This is a genomic window from Rhizobium aethiopicum (genome assembly GCF_900094625.1).
GTDB lineage: Bacteria > Pseudomonadota > Alphaproteobacteria > Rhizobiales > Rhizobiaceae > Rhizobium > Rhizobium aethiopicum.
Map to the genome: position 1 here is coordinate 142,426 of NZ_FMAJ01000004.1, position 17,703 is coordinate 160,128.

The following is a 17,703-nucleotide window of genomic DNA, read 5'->3' on the forward strand; positions in this document are numbered from 1 at the left end:
GCCGCATGTGGCCCTGAACAAAGGGGCTCGAGATGAATTTCAGAAATTTGATTGCCGCGATCGCCGTCGGCGTCGGAACTCTTGCAACAGCTGTTGTCGCGGAGGCGGCAGATAAAAAGGTCGTCGTCGGCTATCAAACCGATGCACTGCCGTCTTCGGTCGCGATCGCCAATGGCGAATTTTCCAAGACGACCGGTTACGAGATCGACTTCCGCAAGTTTAATTCGGGAGCTGAGATTTTTGCTGCCATCGCCTCGGGCGATGTCCAGGTCGGCTATGTCGGCTCCAGCCCGTTTGCGGCTGCGGTATCCCGGGGACTGGAGGTCAAGGCCTTCTACCTCGCCTCCATCTCGGGCATCGACGAAGCTCTCGTCGTCCGCAACGGCTCCGGCATCGAAAGCCTGAAGGATCTGAAGGGCAAAAAGCTTGCCGCCGCGCCCGTGTCGACCGACCACTATCAGCTGCTGGCGCTGATCAAATTCCTGGGCCTGACGGAAAGGGACGTCCAGGTCTTCGCAATTCCCCAGCCGGAGATCGTCGCAAGCTTTAACCGCGGCGACATCGACGGCGGCTTCGTCTGGGATCCGGCGCTGACCGAACTGAAGAAGAACGGCAAAGTCCTCGTGACATCCAAGGACGTGGCGGACAAGGGTGCGCCTACCTTCTCGGCCTGGGTCGCGACCTCAAAGTTCGCCGCCGACAATCCGGAATTCCTGAAGGGTTTTGCCTCGGTCGTTACCAAATACTACGCATCCTTCGCGGCTGATAAATCCGCCTGGGGGTCCGACAGCGACAACGCCAAGTCGCTCGCCAAGCTTCTCGGCGGAACGCCCGAGCAGCAGGCTTCGGCCTTGAAGAACCTGACGCTGCTCCCCCCCGAAGTCCAGGCATCGGACGCCTGGCTCGGCGGCGGAGAGAAGGCTGGCGCCGGCAAGATCCTCAAGGACACGGCATCATTCCTGAAGGAACAGGGCAAGGTGTCCGGCGTGCTGGACAATTACGGAAGCTTCGTCACCGCCGATGCGCTCGCCGGCGTCAGCAACTGATCCTCCCCAACGCCGGCGCGGCTTGCCGCGCCGGCGTCTAACATGCGAGTACCCATATGCTCAAAGTCGACCACGCCAGCGTTTTCTTCGCCGCCCGCGACGGGCGGACCGTTCACGCGCTTGATCGCGTCTCTTTCGATATTCCCGAACGCGGTTTTGTCGTCGCACTCGGAGCCTCGGGCTGCGGCAAATCAACCCTTCTCAACGCGATTGCCGGTTTTCTTCCGCTGTCCGACGGCCGGATAACGCTCGACGGCCGCAGCGTCGAAGGACCGGGTGCCGATCGCGGCGTCATCTTCCAGAAGGACTCGCTGCTGCCCTGGAAGTCAGTCATCGACAATGTCGCGCTCGGCCTGAAATTCGCCCACATAAACCGAAAAGAGCGGCAAGCCCATGCCCTGGAACTGCTCCGGCTCGTCGGCCTCGACGAATTCGCCGGCGCCTTTCCCTACGAGCTGTCCGGCGGCATGCGCCAGCGCGTCGGCATCGCACGGGCTCTGGCGACAAATCCTGATATCCTGCTGATGGACGAGCCGTTCGGCGCGCTCGACAGCCTGACCCGTGAGCAGATGCAGGAACTGCTGGTTTCCGTCTGGAATAAGACGGCAAAGAAGGTCTTCTTCATCACGCATTCGATCGAAGAGGCCCTGTTCCTGGGCACACAGGTCCTCGTCATGTCACCTCGACCGGGGCGCGTCGTAGCGCGCTTCGATCTCGATTTCATCAGCCGCTTCGCCGAAACAGGTGATGCCCGGGCGATCAAGAGTTCGCCGCAATTTGCCGAGCTGCGCGAGGAAATCCGCGCCATTCTCCACAGCACCGAAGATTTGAGGAGCGTCGCATGAGCGATATAACACAGGCTCCGATTGCGGCTCACGCCGAGGAGCGCCAGGTCAAGCTGGTGAAAATGGCCAGTTTCGGCGCCGGTGAGAAATCGACGGTGGTGATCAGCATTGCCACCGCGCTCGCCATATTGCTGCTGTGGTGGCTCGTCGCCGCGCTTGGCGTCGTCCCGCACCTGTTCCTGCCGCGTCCGGACGAGGTGCTGACGCAGATCGGCGTCATCTATCACGACGGCTATGCCGGCGCATCGCTTGCCGAGCACGTCTCTGCAAGCCTGTTCCGCATCGTCGTCGCCGCCCTGATTGCCATCTCCGCCGGCATTCCGCTCGGATTGCTGATGGGCCTGAACCGCTGGGCGAAAGGCGTGCTCGACGCGCCAATCGAGTTCTACTGGCCGCTTCCGCCCCTCGCCTACCTGCCGCTGATGATCATCTGGCTCGGCATCGGCGAGACGTCGAAGATCACGCTGCTGGTGCTTGCGATGTTCGCGCCGATCTGCCTCTCGGCCCAGGCCGGTGTTCGTTCGCTTCCGATCGAACGCGTCAATGCCGCCCGGTCGCTCGGTGCCAGCCGGCTGCAGCTTTTCCTCGACATCGTCCTGCCGTCGGCCCTGCCCGAGATCCTCACCGGCATCCGCATTGCGCTCGGTGTCGGCTGGAGCACGCTGGTTGCCGCCGAACTGATCGCCTCCACGCGTGGGATCGGCTTCATGATCATGTCGGCCTCGCAGTTTTTGGCGACCGACGTCGTCTTCGTCGGCATAGCCATCATCGCAATCTCAGCCTTCACCTTTTCGGCCGCTGTGCGCTTCCTCGAGGCCTTCCTCGTGCCGTGGAAAGGCAAGCTCTGAGGGAGTGGCGGCAGGGCAGCCATATCAATGGCGTCCTGCCGCCCCGCTCAGCCCATGTATGGTGACAAGTTCGTCTGCGACGAGCTTCTGAAGCCGCCATAGATTGCGATCCCGGATGCCGCGCTCCTCCAGATGCTTCACCGTCAGATAGAGATATTCGGCGCACGAGCCCATGTGGCCACAGGCTCTCGCCAGCACCTGCGCCACCGTCTCCAGCGGCAACTTGCGGGAAACACGCTCGCCCTTCGGGCCGGCCCAAAAGACCAGCGCACGCACGAGCTTGTCTGCGGTCTCGACCGGGATCCAGCGAACCGTCGCAGCGTCCTCCATCGAGCCGACCTCACGGCGGATCAACCGCCGAAACTGACCAAGGCGGTCCTCATCGGCGAGCCGGAAAAGGATGCCGTTGCAAAGTCCACCTCGGTCGAGAGCCATCATCAGGCCTGGTTGAGCCTGCGTGCCCCGCCAGCGGGTCATCCTCAGGCAGAAGGACCGGTGCCACCCTCTCGCCGCGCCCTGCTGCGATTCGACGGCATCGAAATCCGGCTTCCATATCAATGATCCATAAGCGAAAATCCAAAGCGGCCCGGCGTCGGATTCAAGCAGCAGCCTTGTGGCGAGCGTCTCCAGCTCCGCTTCGGTCAGCGGGCTCCGATGCGGCTCGGGACCCGGGTCGGCTTCCGGGCGAAGGCTCAGCGATACGAGCGCATCCGTGAGCGCCATTCCTCTTTCCCCGAGCATGCGAACCTCGCTTGGCCGAATCGCAGTCCGCTCAGGTGCCCGGATAACAGCCACCTTCAATGCACCGTAAACCTGGCCGCATCGGCCCGGCGCCGTTCCAAGCTGCGGATCAACATAGCCGCCTCCCTTACGATTGCCGAAAACGTCGCGTCGTCGGCATCAGCGATCCGTCCCGTCATATCGCGGATGACCGTCGTCAAATGGATGATCGAATGGCGGTTCTGCGCATCTTCCGGTCCGAACTGGCTGTCGGCCATGGCAAGCAGCGCCTGCACCAAACGATCCATGGTCTGGCGACGTCTGCTTCTCGGATCGGCGTTCGGGTCTTCGCTCAGGCGTAGCAGATCGGCGACGATGTCGGACATTGCACTTCCAGTCACATCGCAAAAGCCGGCGGCATGGAAACGATGCGCTTTCGAACGCCAGAACGCGTCTTCAAGGCCTCCAGTAGCCGGTAGCCGTTGCGCCAGCGTCCGAAACCGCTGGCGACGTTGATATGCCCGGCAAGACCGATATTCCTGGTCTCAGCGTTCCACAGCCGGCCGAACAGGGTCAGGCGGTCAACCGGCATGTAGGCGTCGTTCATGCTGCCGACGACGATACTCGGAAAAGGCAGGGGCGCTGTCGGCATATCGCCGAACGAGATTTGCCCGGGATGCAGAATTTCCGTGGCCCGCAGGTCGCATGGCGCAACGAGCAAGGCCCCTTTCACGCGGCGCGCAACGCTTCGGCCGGCGAGCCGGGCAGCCAGCAGGCATCCGAGACTATGGGCAACCAGATAGGTCTCGCCCGCCTCTTCGACCGCGCTTTCCAGCCGCGGCAGCCAGCTACCAAGGTTCGGGTTGTCCCAGTCGTCCTGAATAACGCAACGACTGCCGGGCTGGTCCTGCAGCCAGTGCCGTTGCCAATGTCCTTCTCCCGAGCCGAACAGACCGGGAAGGATAAGTACGTCGCTCATCGGATCAGCCCGATCACCAGAGCGAACAGAAACGTGAAAGAGCCTGTTGTCATACAGATTCCGGCCGCGCGCCGGAATTGCGGCATGCGGCTCCCCGTTGCTCTACTCGCACTGTGCCGACCGAGGCCGGATTCAACGACGATCGCCATCACGCCACCTCCTCAATACCAAATTCCGGGCATCGTGCCCCAATAGTGGAGTTCATATTCGCGGGCGGATCGGTCACGGTCATCGTCCCGGATGAGCAACGCGTTTACAGACCCTCGCGTAACCACCGTCTTCGGCTTGAGAAGGCGGTCGACCGCGAGCTTCAGCCACACGTCGAAATCAAGCTTCATGCGAACCTCCCTATGGACCGACACTCTCCAGCTAAAGCGCGTCGCGATCTTTCAGATTCGCTCCTCGCGCTGTAGATCCTTGTTTTCCGCATGTCGTTGCCGCACTTTTGGCTCGACATTCTAGGAAATCAGCGAATGACGTCGAGCATTGGCAAGTAGATCGCGAAGCGCCGCGCTCGGTCCGTAGAGCATCAGCAGGCGGTTCTCTTCCCGTTTGGCGAGGCGATAGCGCCTCGCGAATTCGAAGACGCTCCACATCTGCTCGCCCGCTCCGGATCTTTCCGCATCGTTCGCCGCAGCCTCCTGAGACCTGATCATGGCGGCGATCCTATTCGGCCGCCGCCAAAGCGGGCTTCACCTCAGGGAAGAAAGCCGCCAGTTCCCCGACCACTTCGCCGATGCGGCTCGAAAGCGCATCCGAAGAGATCGCGTAGTCGGTAAAGTCGCGATCGGAGGCGTAAACTGCAGTCGGCAACGTATAGGCCATGAAGAAGCCGAACAGCGGACGAAGCTGATGCTCGACCATCAGCGCGTGCCGGTCGCCGCCGCCAGTCGCCGTGATGATGATCGGCTTCGCCCTCAGTTCGTGCGGGTCGATCAGATCGATAAGGTGCTTGAAATGGCCGGGATAGGATCCCTTGTAGGTCGGCGAGCCGATGATCAGGGCATCGGCGTGCACGATGTCGTCGAGGACGCGCCTCGCCTGCTCATCGAGGTCCTTGCGCCATAAGGAGCTTCCCAGTGATGGACCGACATCATTGAGATCATAGGTCTTGCTCGTAAAGTCGTAACGATCGCTCGCGCGTTCGGCAACATGCCGGACGAGGGCCAGTGTCTTCGACGGACGATTGAAGCTGCCAGCAATGCCGACGAGTTTGAAACCTGACATCAGTTTTCCTCTCTGTGATTGCGTCAACTATTGTCTACAAAATTGATAGATTAAAGGAATAGGCGTCTCTCCTTGCTTGCCGAGGTGAAAAAATTTCGTCCTCGCCGCGGTTGATCGCGCCTAAGGCCTGTCGCCACCGAGATGGCGTTCGAGGAAGGGCAGATTGTCCTGGCCCCAATAGAGCTCGCCATCATAAACGTAGCTCGGAAAACCGAAGACGCCGCTGTTGCGGGCATGCACCCGATCCGCCGACCACTTGTTCTGGACATCGCCGTCGGCTTGCCGCCTGAGAAGTGCGGCGCCATCGAAACCGGCGGCGTTAACGATCGCCTCGCGCACATCGGGCCTGCCGATATCCTTCGCCTCGCGCCAGAAGGCGTGCTGCAGGGCACGGGCGACGCCGATCCAATCCCGCCGGTCGAGATGGGCGGCGATCACGAAGAGAGAGGCCGGCGTCGGATCGCTGAGCTCCGGACGATGCTCGAGCCACAGCTCCTTGCCGCGCACGCGCGCCCAGCGTTTGAGGTCCCGCGTCCAGTAGGCGCGGCGGATTTCCGGACGGTTGCGTGAGAAGATGCCGCCGTTTTCTTCGACCACCGTCGTCAGATAGGGCGTAATGACCACGTCGTTCTTCGCCGCCAATTCGGTAAAGGCGTCGAAGCCGATGTAGGACCAGGGCGAGCCGATCGAAAAGAAGTATTCTACCGTTTTGGTCACTGATGAATGTCCCTCGTAAAGCGATTGTTCTGGCGTCGATTGTCGGTGATCAAATCAGGAAGCGGCCCGAATTCTGGGTTGCGCTTTCCATCCGAGCGCGGGCGCGATTGCCGTCACGAAATCGTGGAGGATCTGGCGATATTGATCGTGCTCGAACTCGTAAGGGAGTTCCAGCCTAAGCTCGCTGACCTCGGGCAGGATCGGATCGGAGAAAAGCTGCTCCAATATCTCGTCGCAGGTGCCGACGATATCGCGGGCGAACAAGGTGCGCCGCTCGCCCTGCGGCGAGAGCGTCCGCTCGTGGCGGCCGTCGGCATAATCGCGGTAGCGGCGGCGCGTTGCCGCATCGGCACTGTCGAAAGGCACGATGACGCGGCCGAGCGCGATACGGCGCTCAGTCCCGGAGGCGCGATAGGTTTCGATCAGCCTGGATTGTGCGACGAAGAAATCATCCCTCCCCTCCCCGGCTATCACGTTGCCGGTCAGCAGGTTGAAGCCGTTGCGGCCGGCCCATTTGGCCGAGCGCTGCGAACCGCCGCCATACCAGATGCGATCGATCAGGCCTTTGGCAAAAGGCTGCAGGCGCGGCCGCTGCGGGCCGAAAGGCGTCTTGATGAAGGTCTGTTCGTCGCCGAGATAGCTGCCGCGCAGATTGCCGGCGAAGCGCAAAACGCGATCGTGGGAGAAATCGTAGCTCGTCCAGTCCCCGTCGAAGGCGAGCGGGCCAATCAGCTCGGCGTGCAGCGGCCGGCCGGCGCTGACACCGATATTCAGCCGTCCGCGCGAGAGGACATCGACCGTGGCGAGATCTTCGGCCAGCCGATAAGGGCTTTCATAACCGATCGGAATGACCGCCGTTCCGAGCTCGATCCGGTTGGTGCGCTGCGTGGCCGCCGCCAGGAAGGCGCTCGCCGAAGAAATCCCCGGCTCCAGATGCCGCTGGCGGACCCAGGCGCTTTCGAAGCCGAGCTCCTCGCCATATTGCAGTTGCTGGAGCGTCTGCTCCAATCCCGACAAGGGATCATCGTCGGGATAATTGCCGGGGGTAAGGAAGCCGATATGGCAGATGGATATATCGCGGCCGCTCATGTCATGCCTTCCGCTCAATATTTCGGCAGGCCGGGCGGATTGGTTTCGGATGCCGGCAAGGCTTCCTCGGAGAGATGCCAGTGCTCGAGGATTTTGGCGTAGGTGCCGTCCTTGATCAGGCCGTTGGTGGCAATGGTCAGCGCGTCCGCGAGCCCGCTTCCCTTGCGGGTGGCGATGGCGACATCGGAACGATCTGGCCAGCCGGCGCTCAACGTTCCGACCCGCCTGATGTTCTTGTCGCGCGCGGCAATGAAGACGAGCTGGGCGTGCGGCTGGACGATGACATCGGCCCGGCCGGAACGCAGCGCGAGCAGGCTTGCCGCCTCGTCGTCGTAATATTGCAGTTCGATCGGTTTGAAGCCCGCGGAGACGTCCTCTTCGCTCCACTTCACCAGAATGCGCTCCTGGTTGGTGCCGGCGCCGACGATGATCCTGAGGCCGGCCGCATCCTTCGGCTCCTTGATCGAGTGAACGAGGCTGTCCGATTTCACGAAGATACCATGCAGACCCTGGCGATAGGTGGAGAAATCGAACTTCTCCTTCCGCTGCTCGGTCACACCGACATTGGAGATGACGGCATCGTATTTGCCGGCGGTCAGGCCAAGCGGCCAGTCGATCCAGGCGACGGGGACGATCTCCAGCGTCAGGCCGAGGCTATCGGCGATTGCATAAGCATAGTCGGGATCCGCTCCGACGACGGTCTTGGCGTCGGTGGCATAGGTGGAAAGCGGAGGGCCGCCGGGGCTGATGGCGATGGTGAACTTGCCCGGCGTGACGAACGTGAAGTCTTTCGGGATCGCGGCGACGGCCGCATCGTTCTTCGCGGCGTGGAGCCTGGCCGGCTGCTGCGGGCTCAAGTCGAAATCATTGGCCGCATGGGCGGCACCGAGGCCGGTCAAAGCTGCCGTCAGCGCTGTGAGGAAGAAGGTGCGGGTCGCGGGAAAGGTCGTCACGGTCGATATGTCTCCGTTTGCATCGAAAAGCCGAGACGGACCGGCTCGAATGCCGGTCCGCCAAGTGAACGTTACGAACCGCTCTTCGGCAGGCCGGGCGGGTTGGTCTGCGCCTTGTCGATTGCCTCGGGACCGAGATTCCACGTATCGAGGATCTTCTTATAGGCACCGCTGGCGATCAGATCGTTGACGACATCCGTCACAGGTGCCGCCAGCCCGCTGCCCCTGCGCGTAGTGACCGCGATCTCCGCGGTGATCGGCCAACCGCCGCTGACCGTTCCGACGAGCTTGGTCTTGCCGTTGATGCCAGCCGCATAGGCCTGCGTCGCGTTGACGCTGAAGACGGCGTCGGCCCTGCCGGACTGGACGGCAAGATCCTTGACCGCGTCGTCGTCGTAATATTGCACCTCGATCGGCTTCAGGCCGGCGGCGACATTCTGCCGATCCCATTCCAGCAGGATCTTCTCCTGGTTGGTGCCGGCATCCGTGATGACCTTCAGGCCGGCAATATCCTTCGGCTGCTTGATCGAGCTAATCGGATTGTCGACCCTGACGTAGAAGCCGAGCTCATCCTTGCGGTATGTCGAGAAATCGAATTTTTCCTTGCGCTCTTCGGTGACCGTCACGTTCGAGATCACCGCATCGAACTTGCCGGAGGTGAGCCCGAGCGGCCAATCGGCCCATGCGACGGAAACGAGGTTGAGCTTCAGGCCCAGACTATCGGCAATCGCCTGCGCGAGATCGACGTCATAGCCGATGACGGTCTTGGAATCGGAGGCGTAGTCGTGCAGCGGAAGATTGCCGCTCGAACTGATGCCGACGGTGAAGACGCCGTTTTCGACGAACTTGAAGTCCTTGATTTCGGCGATACGCGTCTCGTCCTTTTCCACCCGCAGCCGGTTCGGCTGTTCGGGGCTGAGATCGAACTTCTGCTGCGCCTGAGCGGAACCGATACCGATCGCCGCAATAGTAACGGCTCCCGCTATCAGAAGCCTTGCTCTATTTGTAACTGTCATGCCCCTTCTCCATTTCATTCTTGGGTTGTGGTTATCGTCATTCGACCGGGGCAGCCCGTCGCGACCCGGCATTTCGCCAGCGCTGGTCTGCGCTAGAGAACCTTGGCGAGGAATTCGCGTGTTCGAGGATGTTCCGCTTGCGTAAAGATCCGGGGCGGTGGGCCGGCTTCCAGGATACGGCCGCTTTCCATGAAGACGACGGTGTCGGCGACCTCACGGGCGAAACCGATTTCATGGGTAACGATGACGAGCGTCGTGCCGGTGCGGGCCAGCTCCTTGATGACATCGAGCACTTCGCCGACGAGTTCGGGATCGAGCGCGGAGGTCGGCTCATCGAAGAGCAGCACCTTGGGGCGGAGCGCCAATGCCCGGGCGATCGCGACGCGCTGCTGCTGGCCACCGGAGAGCTGGCGCGGATAGGCATTGATCTTGTCGCTGAGGCCGATACGGGCGAGGAGTTCCTGCGCCAGTTGTACGGCTTCCTCGCGGCCGATGCCGCGAACCTGGATCGGTGCCTCGATGAGGTTTTCGAGCACGGTCAGATGCGGGAAGAGATTGAAGCTCTGGAAGACCATGCCGATATCGGCGCGGCGCTTGAGGATATCCTTCTCCTTGAGCTCGTAGAGCGTATCGCCCTTCCTGCTGTAGCCGACGAAATCGCCGTCGACGGAGATGAAGCCATCGTCGACACGCTCCAGATGGTTGATGGAGCGCAGCAGCGTCGATTTTCCCGAACCGGAGGGACCGAGGATGGCGGTCACGCTGCCGGCGGGCAGGTTGAGTTCGACTTCATCGAGCACCTTCAGCGAACCGAAGCTTTTGGAGACGGCGTGGATGCGCACCGCACCGCCTGTCCGCAGGGCCGTCGCGTCATAGAAACTGGGATTGCGCGTTCTATCGGTCGTGTTATCGAGCGCCGGCAGCCGACGGCGGAAGCGCTCCAGGAATGCCTGGAAGGGCAGCGGTGTCGGATTGCGCACGGCACCTTTGGAGAAATAGCGCTCGATGTAGTGCTGGGCGATCGACAGCACCGTCATGATGATCAGATACCAGACCGTTGCGACCATTAGCAGCGGAATGACTTCGAGATTCCGGCGATAGATCACCTGGACCGTGTAAAAGAGCTCCGGCAGCGCCAGCACATAGACGACGGACGTGCTCTTGGCCAATCCGATGAGCTCGTTGAAACCGGTCGGCAGGATGGCGCGCATCGCCTGCGGCAGCACGATGCGGAAGGCTTGTCGGCGCCGAGGCAAACCGAGCGCGGCTGCGGCCTCAAGCTGCCCATGATCCACCGACAGAATGCCGCCGCGGACGATCTCGGCGAAAAAGGCCGACTGGTTGAGCGTGAGGCCAAGGTAAGCAGCGGCGAAAGGTGTCAGCAGCTGCACGGTGGGATAGCTGAAGAAGACCGTATCGGTGAAGGGAACTCCGATCCTGATCGTTTCGTAGAGGTAGCCGAGATTGTTCAAGATCAAGAGCAGCACGATCATGGGGATCGAGCGCAGCAGCCAGATATAGCCCCAGGAAAGACCTGATAGCAGCGGCGACTTCGAAACCCGGGCGAGCGCCAGGGCGGTTCCGAGAATGGACCCCGAGATGGCGGCGAGCGCGGTCAGGAGCAGCGTCCGGCCAAGGCCGACGAGCACCGGCTCGGCAAAGAACCATTCGGCAAAGACGCCCCAACCCCAACGCGGATTGGTGAAGGTGGAATAGAGCACGGCGACGATGACGACAGCGGCGAATATGGTGCCCGCCAGCCGCTCGGGATGGCGCGCTGGCACGATACGGTAACGGGAAGTGTCCTGTCTGGGTTCTGCCGTCCTGCTGCCGGGCTCGAGGCCCGAAAAATCCGTCGTCAGTGCCATTCTCGTTGCCCTTTTATGATTGTCGGTCTCGTCGTTTCAGAGATTTGCGCCGGCCACCTTCAAGCGGGATCCGCTTTCGAAAGCCGGCGCAGTGAGATGGGTGATGTCCTTCTCGAAGGGCAGGCTCTTGTAGATCTCGGGATCGGCTGATGTGTCGAAGAGCGCGGTGTAGCCATAGTTCAGATAAAGACCGACGGCCTCCGGCTGGCGGAAACCGGTCGTCAGATAGATCCTGCCATAACCCTGGCGGGCCGCCTGAGCCTCCAACTCCACCAGCACCTTTCGCGCGAGGCCCTGGCGGCGCAGATCGGAGCGCGTCCAGATGCGCTTGAACTCGGCCGTGCGATCGTCGTAATGCTTGAAGGCGCCGCCGCCGATTGTTTCGCCATTCCGGATCAGCAGCAGAAAATTGCCGTGAGGCGGCGCGAAGGCTTCTGGGGGATAGCGGTTGAGCTCGGCCGCAGCGCCTTCCGTGTTGAAATAATTGCCGTAGCGGCTGTCATATTCGTAGATCAGCTCATCGATCAGCGGCTTGGCGCGGGGATCGAGAGGGGTCGTATAGAGAAACGTATCGCTCATATCGTTCATCACCCGTTGTCTTCAGTGAGGAAGGTTTCTGCGAGCCGGACCCAGTAGCGGGCGGCCGGCGCGATGATCGCGTCGTTGAAATCGTAATGGGCGCTGTGGAGAGGAGCGCTGTCGCCATTGCCGACGAAGAGATAGCTGCCCGGATTGGCCTGCAGCATGAAGGCGAAATCCTCGCTTGCGGTTCTCGGCCGAAAATCCTTCTCGATCGCGACAAGGCCGAGCGCGTCATAGGCGACGTCGCGGGCAAAAGCCGTCTCCTTGGCGTGGTTGATGAGCGCCGGAAAGCCGAGCCGATAGTTCACATCCGCCTCGGCGCCGAAGCTTTCGGCCTGGGCGCGGGCAAGGACAGGAATGCGCTCCTGCAGAAGCTGGCGAACCGTCTCGCTGAAGGCTCGCATGGTGAGTTTCATCTCCACGCTTTCAGGGATCACGTTAGAGGCGGAGCCGGCATGGATCGAGCCGACGGTGGCGACCGCCATGTCCTGCGGATCGACATTGCGCGAGACGACGCTCTGGAGCGCGGTGATGAAGGAGGCTGACGCCAGCACCGGGTCGACGGCGCGGTGCGGCTCGGCACCATGGCCGCCCTTGCCGACAATCCGGATGACCGCCTGGTCGACCGACGCCATGGCGGGGCCGGTGACGAAGCCGAACTGACCCGCCGGGACACCCGGCCAGTTGTGCAATCCGAAGACCGCATCGACAGGAAATCGTTCGAACATCCCTTCCATGATCATCTTGCGGGCGCCGGCGCCGATTTCCTCGGCGGGCTGGAAGATCAGCCTCAGCGTGCCACTGAAATTGCCGCTCTCTGCGAGATAGCGGGCAGCCGCCAGCAGGATAGAGGTATGCCCGTCATGGCCACAGGCATGCATGACGCCGGGGTTGCTGCTGGCATAGGCAAGGCCGGTCGCCTCCTCGATCGGCAGCGCATCCATATCAGCCCGGATGCCGATACGCTTCTTGCCTTCGCCGCGCCGGAGGGTGGCGACGATGCCGGTGCCGGCAATGCCCGTCACCACCTCGTAGCCCCAGGAGGCAAGGCGGGATGCCACGAGCTTGCTGGTCCTCAGCTCCTGGAACGCCAGTTCCGGATATCGGTGCAGATCGCGACGAAGCGCGATGATTTCATCGAGATAACGGGCGATGCCCTTCTCGACCGGATCGTTGCTGCGCGGGTTCTGAGCGATGACGTCCATGGCGGTTCGCCGGTGCCTCAGGCGCCGACAGCCTCTCCGCGTTGGTGCTCATCCGTAACGGCCGCATAGCGGCTTTCGCGGAAGGGCAAGCCAAGATGGTCGCGCAGCGTCTCGCCCTTCAGGACCGGATCGAAATAACCTCGCTCGGTGAGGATCGGCAGGACGTATCGGACGAAATCGTCGAAGCCCTCGGCGATGACGGGGAAGCCGAGGATGAAGCCGTCGGCGGCGCCATGATCCACCCAGCGGATGATCTCGTCTGCGATATGCTCGGAAGTGCCGATGAAGGCAGTGCGCGGCGTTGCAGAATCGAGCGCGACCTGACGGAGCGTCAGGCGCTTTTCGCGCGCCGTCCTCTTGATGCGATCGGTGGTGGCGCGGAAATTGTTCCTGCCGATATCCCCGAGTTCGGGGAACGGTTCCTCGAGCTGATAGACGCTGAAATCGTGATGATCGAAGAAGCGGCCGAGATAGGCCAACGCCTCCTCGATCGTGACGAGGTTGCGGATTGCCTGGTACTTGGCTTCCGCCTCCTCAGGCGTCGCGCCGACGATCGGCCCGATGCCCGGATAGATACCGACATTCCCGGCACTGCGGCCATGCGCAATCACGCTGTCCTTGAGCTGCCGGTAGAAAGCCTGCGCCTCTTCCAACGGTCCGCCATTGGTGAAGACGGCATCGGCATGCTTGCCGGCAAGTCTGATGCCGGAATCCGAAGCGCCGGCCTGGAAGACGACGGGCTGGCCCTGCTTCGAACGGCCGATGTTGAGCGGCCCCTCAACGCAAAAAAAACGGCCCTTATGGTTGAGGCGATGCATCTTCGTCTTGTCGACAAAGACGCCAGTCTCGCGATTGCGCACGAAAGCATCGTCGTCCCAGGAATCCCAGAGGCCCTTGATCGCGTCGATATATTCCTCGGCGATCTCGTAGCGCAGCTCGTGCTCGGGATGTTCGCGGCTGTAATTGCGCCCCGAGCCCTCGAGAGGCGAGGTCACCGCATTCCACCCTGCCCTGCCGCCGCTGATGAGATCGATCGAGGCGAACTGGCGGGCGATGGTGAAAGGATCGCTATAGGAGGTCGAGACTGTGCCGACGAGACCGATTTTCGAGGTGGAGGCCGCCAGCGCCGAAAGAATGGCGATCGGCTCGAACCGGTTGAGAAAATGCGGGATCGACTGCTCGTTGATATAAAGTCCGTCGGCGACGAAGGCGAAAGCGATGCCGGCCGCCTCCGCCTTGCGCGCCATCGTGATGAAGAAGTCGAAATTGACGCTGGCATCGGCCGGTCCACTCGGGTGTTTCCAGGCATTCATATGGCCGCCTGGGCCTTGCAGCATGATGCCGAACGTGACGTGTTTCTGAGCCATGGGATCGATCCTTCTTGAAAAAGGTCAGGCGACGAGGGAAAGCCGATCGGCGGCGAGCAGCTCGATGGAGGCAAGGCGGTCGGCAGTCGAAAGCGCCGGTGTGTCGAGCACGAACTCCTTGACGCCATAGCGGCGGTGAAGCTCGTCCAGTTCGCCACGGATCTGCTTTGCCGTGCCGTGGAGCACGCTCGGCACCTTCTCCTCGATGCGGTAATCCGTGACGCCCGCCTGGCGGGCAAATTCGGCAGCCTGCTCTTCGCTGCCGACATTGACGGTCTGGCCGCTCGGCAGGAACACCTTGACGATGCGCAGATTGCCGACGCGCTCGCGGGCATAGTCCTCGCTTTCGGCGGCGAAGGCCGCGAGCGCCAGGATCGGCCGCTTGCCGCCGGATGCCTGCTCATAGGCCTCGAAAGTCGTGGTGAGATTGTCAGGATCGCCGTTCAGGTGGCCGGCAAAGACGAGCTTCCAGCCCTTCTCGGCGGCGAGTCTGGCGCTTTCGACGCTGGCGCCGAGAAGGAACCGTTCCGGAGCCAGCGGCGGGAATGGGGTCGCCTGAGCGCCGGTGTAATTGGGGTCGGCAGCGAGATAAGTGTTGAGATCTGAAAGCTGGCTCGCAAAATCCGGCTTCCTGGACGGATCGACGGCGAGCTGCAGTGCCCGCGTCGACAGCGGAAAACCGCCCGGCGCCTTGCCGACGCCGAGATCGACGCGGCCCGGCGCAAGTGATGCCAGTAGGTTGAACGTCTCGGCAACCTTATAGGCGCTGTAGTGCTGCAGCATGACCCCGCCGGAGCCGACGCGGATCTTCGAGGTCCTGGCAAGAAGATAGGCGATCAGCGCTTCCGGTGCGGAACTCGCCAGATTGGACATGTTATGGTGTTCGGCGACCCAGAAACGGTGATAACCAAGTTCCTCGGCCCGCGTGGCGATCTTCACCGTCGCCCTCAGCGCGTCGGCGGCGGAAAGGCCCTGTTCGATCGGGCTTTTGTCGAGGAGGCTGAGGAGGTAGGTCATGACGTCCCGATCCGCTCAATGGTTGCAAAGCTTAGTCTATAAAATCAGTAGACAAAGTTCGTTATAAGAAATGACATTCTCTTTCGCAGCCACTGAGCGGAAAAAACGGCCGAGCCTGAACGCCTCGGCCGCATGTTAGGACGGCTGGCCTGAACTCTTCCGATCGACCATTTGACGATCTATATTCTGGTCTAACGGAGTCATCGCATGAAGCTGTCAGAACAGGTCAAGCCGATCAGCTATCTCAAGGCACATGCGCCCGAAATCATCCGGACGCTGAAGGATAACCCGCAGCCGGTCGTCATTACCCTCCACGGCGAGGCGAAAGCGATCCCTCAGGATCGGCCAGTATGAAGAAACGCTGGCGCTCCTGAAGGTGCTGGCGCTCACCAATCGGCAAGTCGAGGAAGGCAAGACGCGCCCCGCGGCAGAATCCTTCGCGCACATTCGCAAATGTCTGGCCGACAGCCAGTCCTGATGTCTTATCGTGTTCTTTTCGCCGAAGACGCGGAGCGCGATGTCGAGGATCTCTATCGTTACATCGCCGGTCGCGATGGCTCCGAGGCGGCAGAACGCATCCCGGCGGAAATCGAGAGTGCCTGCGCCGATTTGGAAGAATTCTCCGCCCGCGTAAATATCCTAAGGAACTTGCTGGCGTCGGCATCTCCGAATGCTGGGAACTGCACCATAAACCCTCGCGGATGATCTACCGCATCATCGGTAACGACGTCGTTGTCTATTGCGTGGTGGACGGACGCCGAGATATGCAGGCTTTCCTCGAGCGAAGGCTTATCCGCTGAAATTCCGCACATCGTCCCTTCCCCGTTTGCGCGGAACTCGCCGGTATCCACCCGACGGTCGGCAGCCGCCTTAGACCTATCCAGCCTTTCGGCCGGTCGGCGCATTTACCCGCAGGAGCGCCATCAGCATCGGGCCGATCGCAAATTCTCCCTTTTCGCTTCGCCGCGTGAGGTCGCGAAGGTAGCCGCCGGCGGAATTGATGTGGCCCCCGCGTTCCAGGATGCACGCCATCACGGTCGCGGCATTTTCAGCGCCCATCACACTTGCCGCCTCCTCATAGGCTGATGGGCTGACGCCCAGCATCGATCGAACCATGACGGCTGCGCTCATCAGTTCGCGCCAGTTGCGGATCACCCCATTTGGCCCGTAGGCCAGGATTTCCGGGCAGGCCTGCAGAACCAAGCCAAGCGGGAAGGGTTTCAGGCCGCCGGCATCATCGCGGCCGTCGCCGGCGCGTCGCCTTTGCTGCTCCTCCTGTCGGATCGGCCGGGCCGTCTCATCCCTCCCCATTTCCAACGTCACGCCCACTCTGCCGTTATCGTGCTCCGGCGTCGCGCCCTGCTTCGTTTCGAAGCTTGGTTCAAGTTCAGAGGGGGATTCGGGGTTTGAATTCTGTATGTGACGCTTGGTATAATAGGCATTGCCGCTTTGTTTTGTCGATTTAATTCGAATTTCCAGCCGGTTAAGGGTATCTACCCGAAGCGCTGTCAATTCGTCCAGCAGTTGCTCGAGCTGCGCTGTCGTCGGCGACCGCGGTAGACCCTCAACCAGGTCCCGAAATTCCTGGCATAGCCCCTGCCAATCCCCGTGAACCTCTTCCTCGATAGCCGCTTCGATCAGCTTTGCGACATCGCGGCGGCAAAGCGTGATGCGTTCGCGCAGGCGCTGGACGTGCAGACGCTCGGCCATCACCTCGGCGGCGAGCTGCTCGATCTCCTCGGCGCGGGCAAGCAGCGGCGCCAGCGAGAAGCCGAAGGCCTCGTCGATCTCCCCTGCCCTGTCCCTGCGGACATAGCGCTTGCCGTTGGGGCTATCCTTGCGCAGCAGAAGCCCCGCCTCGACGAGCGCGGCGAGATGGCGCCGGACGGTCTGTTCGGCCATGCCATGCGTCCTCAGTGAAAGCTGGGTATTCGATGGGAAGACGATCAGGCCATTTTGCTCGGCTAGCTCGTTCTTCGGATAAAAGCTCAACAGCGCATTGAGTACGGCAAGCGAGCGATCGCCGATGCCGAGCAGCGGCTTTGCTTCGCACAGCGCACGAAACAGTTTCCATTTGTCGACCGACTGATCAGGCTTGATCTCAGCTGCCATGACTTGGTTGGCGAGCATCCCAAGCGTCATCGGCCGCCGCCCGAAGGGCGTCGTTATACTTCCGGTTTCCATCTCTTCCACCTCAACGAGGCAAAAGAAATCCGCTCACCAA

General features: G+C 61.7%; 19 protein-coding genes and 2 pseudogenes. 5 read left to right on the forward strand and 16 right to left on the reverse strand.

Features of this window, described 5'->3' with window-relative positions; all coding sequences use genetic code 11:
- The first annotated feature begins 32 nt into the window (after window positions 1-32).
- The 3 genes from tauA to GA0061105_RS10455 are packed head-to-tail and all read left to right on the forward strand — an operon-like array spanning window position 33 to window position 2,739.
- On the forward strand, window positions 33-1,046 hold the full coding sequence (gene tauA, locus GA0061105_RS10445; RefSeq protein ID WP_092749980.1) for a taurine ABC transporter substrate-binding protein: 1,014 nt from the start codon (window positions 33-35) through the stop codon (window positions 1,044-1,046).
- 56 nt (window positions 1,047-1,102) lie between these two features.
- Window positions 1,103-1,891: a taurine ABC transporter ATP-binding protein gene (locus GA0061105_RS10450; RefSeq protein ID WP_064695048.1), complete on the forward strand. Its 789-nt coding sequence runs from the start codon at window positions 1,103-1,105 to the stop codon at window positions 1,889-1,891.
- Window positions 1,888-2,739 carry an ABC transporter permease subunit gene (locus GA0061105_RS10455; RefSeq protein WP_064695049.1) on the forward strand — a complete coding sequence of 284 codons (852 nt, stop codon included), beginning with the start codon at window positions 1,888-1,890 and terminating at the stop codon, window positions 2,737-2,739. Before GA0061105_RS10450 ends, GA0061105_RS10455 begins: the two co-directional genes overlap by 4 nt.
- A 24-nt stretch (window positions 2,740-2,763) precedes the next feature.
- Here GA0061105_RS10455 and GA0061105_RS10460 read toward each other — a convergent pair whose 3' ends face one another.
- The 15 genes from GA0061105_RS10460 to GA0061105_RS10525 all read right to left on the reverse strand — a co-directional run bounded on the left by GA0061105_RS10460 (window position 2,764) and on the right by GA0061105_RS10525 (window position 15,479).
- Window positions 2,764-3,462, reverse strand: coding sequence for a gamma-glutamylcyclotransferase (locus GA0061105_RS10460; RefSeq protein ID WP_245304257.1), 699 nt, complete (start codon window positions 3,460-3,462; stop codon window positions 2,764-2,766).
- A 74-nt stretch (window positions 3,463-3,536) separates the two neighbouring features.
- Window positions 3,537-3,845, reverse strand: a complete 309-nt coding sequence (locus GA0061105_RS10465; protein ID WP_064695051.1) for a hypothetical protein — start codon at window positions 3,843-3,845, stop codon at window positions 3,537-3,539.
- Between the two features lie 11 nt (window positions 3,846-3,856).
- Window positions 3,857-4,438, reverse strand: a complete 582-nt coding sequence (locus tag GA0061105_RS10470) for an RBBP9/YdeN family alpha/beta hydrolase (RefSeq protein WP_092749984.1) — start codon at window positions 4,436-4,438, stop codon at window positions 3,857-3,859.
- A gap of 161 nt (window positions 4,439-4,599) precedes the next feature.
- Complete coding sequence (locus GA0061105_RS32815) at window positions 4,600-4,776, reverse strand: hypothetical protein (RefSeq protein WP_167358536.1); 177 nt, start codon at window positions 4,774-4,776, stop codon at window positions 4,600-4,602.
- A gap of 120 nt (window positions 4,777-4,896) precedes the next feature.
- Window positions 4,897-5,094: a hypothetical protein gene (locus GA0061105_RS10475; RefSeq protein WP_092749986.1), complete on the reverse strand. Its 198-nt coding sequence runs from the start codon at window positions 5,092-5,094 to the stop codon at window positions 4,897-4,899.
- 10 nt (window positions 5,095-5,104) lie between these two features.
- On the reverse strand, window positions 5,105-5,665 hold the full coding sequence (msuE, locus tag GA0061105_RS10480) for an FMN reductase (RefSeq protein ID WP_064695054.1): 561 nt from the start codon (window positions 5,663-5,665) through the stop codon (window positions 5,105-5,107).
- A gap of 120 nt (window positions 5,666-5,785) precedes the next feature.
- Complete coding sequence (locus GA0061105_RS10485) at window positions 5,786-6,382, reverse strand: 2-hydroxychromene-2-carboxylate isomerase (protein ID WP_092749988.1); 597 nt, start codon at window positions 6,380-6,382, stop codon at window positions 5,786-5,788.
- A gap of 54 nt (window positions 6,383-6,436) precedes the next feature.
- Window positions 6,437-7,471 carry an LLM class flavin-dependent oxidoreductase gene (locus GA0061105_RS10490; RefSeq protein WP_092749990.1) on the reverse strand — a complete coding sequence of 345 codons (1,035 nt, stop codon included), beginning with the start codon at window positions 7,469-7,471 and terminating at the stop codon, window positions 6,437-6,439.
- 14 nt (window positions 7,472-7,485) lie between these two features.
- Entirely contained in the window at window positions 7,486-8,424 is a 939-nt protein-coding gene (locus tag GA0061105_RS10495) for an ABC transporter substrate-binding protein (protein ID WP_092749992.1), read from the reverse strand.
- Between the two features lie 71 nt (window positions 8,425-8,495).
- Window positions 8,496-9,440, reverse strand: a complete 945-nt coding sequence (locus GA0061105_RS10500; protein ID WP_092749994.1) for an ABC transporter substrate-binding protein — start codon at window positions 9,438-9,440, stop codon at window positions 8,496-8,498.
- Between the two features lie 92 nt (window positions 9,441-9,532).
- Window positions 9,533-11,308 carry an amino acid ABC transporter permease/ATP-binding protein gene (locus tag GA0061105_RS33740; protein WP_092749996.1) on the reverse strand — a complete coding sequence of 592 codons (1,776 nt, stop codon included), beginning with the start codon at window positions 11,306-11,308 and terminating at the stop codon, window positions 9,533-9,535.
- Between the two features lie 36 nt (window positions 11,309-11,344).
- Window positions 11,345-11,899: a GNAT family N-acetyltransferase gene (locus tag GA0061105_RS10510; RefSeq protein ID WP_092749998.1), complete on the reverse strand. Its 555-nt coding sequence runs from the start codon at window positions 11,897-11,899 to the stop codon at window positions 11,345-11,347.
- Complete coding sequence (locus GA0061105_RS10515) at window positions 11,896-13,095, reverse strand: M20 aminoacylase family protein (RefSeq protein ID WP_092750000.1); 1,200 nt, start codon at window positions 13,093-13,095, stop codon at window positions 11,896-11,898. The genes GA0061105_RS10510 and GA0061105_RS10515 overlap by 4 nt, the downstream gene beginning before the upstream one ends.
- 17 nt (window positions 13,096-13,112) lie before the next feature.
- Entirely contained in the window at window positions 13,113-14,462 is a 1,350-nt protein-coding gene (locus GA0061105_RS10520; protein WP_092750002.1) for an LLM class flavin-dependent oxidoreductase, read from the reverse strand.
- A 24-nt stretch (window positions 14,463-14,486) separates the two neighbouring features.
- A complete protein-coding gene (locus GA0061105_RS10525; RefSeq protein ID WP_092750004.1) occupies window positions 14,487-15,479 on the reverse strand; it encodes an LLM class flavin-dependent oxidoreductase in 993 nt (330 codons plus the stop codon).
- A 207-nt stretch (window positions 15,480-15,686) separates the two neighbouring features.
- Here GA0061105_RS10525 and GA0061105_RS10530 point away from each other — a divergent pair.
- Both GA0061105_RS10530 and GA0061105_RS10535 read left to right on the forward strand, forming a co-directional pair.
- Window positions 15,687-15,957 (forward strand): annotated as a pseudogene (locus GA0061105_RS10530) (type II toxin-antitoxin system Phd/YefM family antitoxin).
- Window positions 15,957-16,279 (forward strand): annotated as a pseudogene (locus GA0061105_RS10535) (type II toxin-antitoxin system RelE/ParE family toxin). Before GA0061105_RS10530 ends, GA0061105_RS10535 begins: the two co-directional pseudogenes overlap by 1 nt.
- Before the next feature lie 76 nt (window positions 16,280-16,355).
- Here the strand turns inward: GA0061105_RS10535 and repC are convergent.
- Window positions 16,356-17,663, reverse strand: coding sequence for a plasmid replication protein RepC (repC, locus tag GA0061105_RS10540; protein ID WP_092750006.1), 1,308 nt, complete (start codon window positions 17,661-17,663; stop codon window positions 16,356-16,358).
- Window positions 17,664-17,703: the final 40 nt, after the last annotated feature.

What these genes read in the sequence shown, in the direction of transcription:
- tauA (WP_092749980.1), top strand. Translation starts at nt 33, where the DNA reads ATGAATTTCAGAAATTTGATTGCCGCGATCGCCGTCGGCGTCGGAACT.
- GA0061105_RS10450 (WP_064695048.1), top strand. Translation starts at nt 1,103, where the DNA reads ATGCTCAAAGTCGACCACGCCAGCGTTTTCTTCGCCGCCCGCGACGGG.
- GA0061105_RS10455 (WP_064695049.1), top strand. Translation starts at nt 1,888, where the DNA reads ATGAGCGATATAACACAGGCTCCGATTGCGGCTCACGCCGAGGAGCGC.
- GA0061105_RS10460 (WP_245304257.1), bottom strand. Translation starts at nt 3,462, where the DNA reads ATGGCGCTCACGGATGCGCTCGTATCGCTGAGCCTTCGCCCGGAAGCC.
- GA0061105_RS10465 (WP_064695051.1), bottom strand. Translation starts at nt 3,845, where the DNA reads ATGTCCGACATCGTCGCCGATCTGCTACGCCTGAGCGAAGACCCGAAC.
- GA0061105_RS10470 (WP_092749984.1), bottom strand. Translation starts at nt 4,438, where the DNA reads ATGAGCGACGTACTTATCCTTCCCGGTCTGTTCGGCTCGGGAGAAGGA.
- GA0061105_RS32815 (WP_167358536.1), bottom strand. Translation starts at nt 4,776, where the DNA reads ATGAAGCTTGATTTCGACGTGTGGCTGAAGCTCGCGGTCGACCGCCTT.
- GA0061105_RS10475 (WP_092749986.1), bottom strand. Translation starts at nt 5,094, where the DNA reads ATGATCAGGTCTCAGGAGGCTGCGGCGAACGATGCGGAAAGATCCGGA.
- msuE (WP_064695054.1), bottom strand. Translation starts at nt 5,665, where the DNA reads ATGTCAGGTTTCAAACTCGTCGGCATTGCTGGCAGCTTCAATCGTCCG.
- GA0061105_RS10490 (WP_092749990.1), bottom strand. Translation starts at nt 7,471, where the DNA reads ATGAGCGGCCGCGATATATCCATCTGCCATATCGGCTTCCTTACCCCC.
- GA0061105_RS10500 (WP_092749994.1), bottom strand. Translation starts at nt 9,440, where the DNA reads ATGACAGTTACAAATAGAGCAAGGCTTCTGATAGCGGGAGCCGTTACT.
- GA0061105_RS33740 (WP_092749996.1), bottom strand. Translation starts at nt 11,308, where the DNA reads ATGGCACTGACGACGGATTTTTCGGGCCTCGAGCCCGGCAGCAGGACG.
- GA0061105_RS10515 (WP_092750000.1), bottom strand. Translation starts at nt 13,095, where the DNA reads ATGGACGTCATCGCTCAGAACCCGCGCAGCAACGATCCGGTCGAGAAG.
- GA0061105_RS10520 (WP_092750002.1), bottom strand. Translation starts at nt 14,462, where the DNA reads ATGGCTCAGAAACACGTCACGTTCGGCATCATGCTGCAAGGCCCAGGC.
- GA0061105_RS10525 (WP_092750004.1), bottom strand. Translation starts at nt 15,479, where the DNA reads ATGACCTACCTCCTCAGCCTCCTCGACAAAAGCCCGATCGAACAGGGC.
- repC (WP_092750006.1), bottom strand. Translation starts at nt 17,663, where the DNA reads ATGGAAACCGGAAGTATAACGACGCCCTTCGGGCGGCGGCCGATGACG.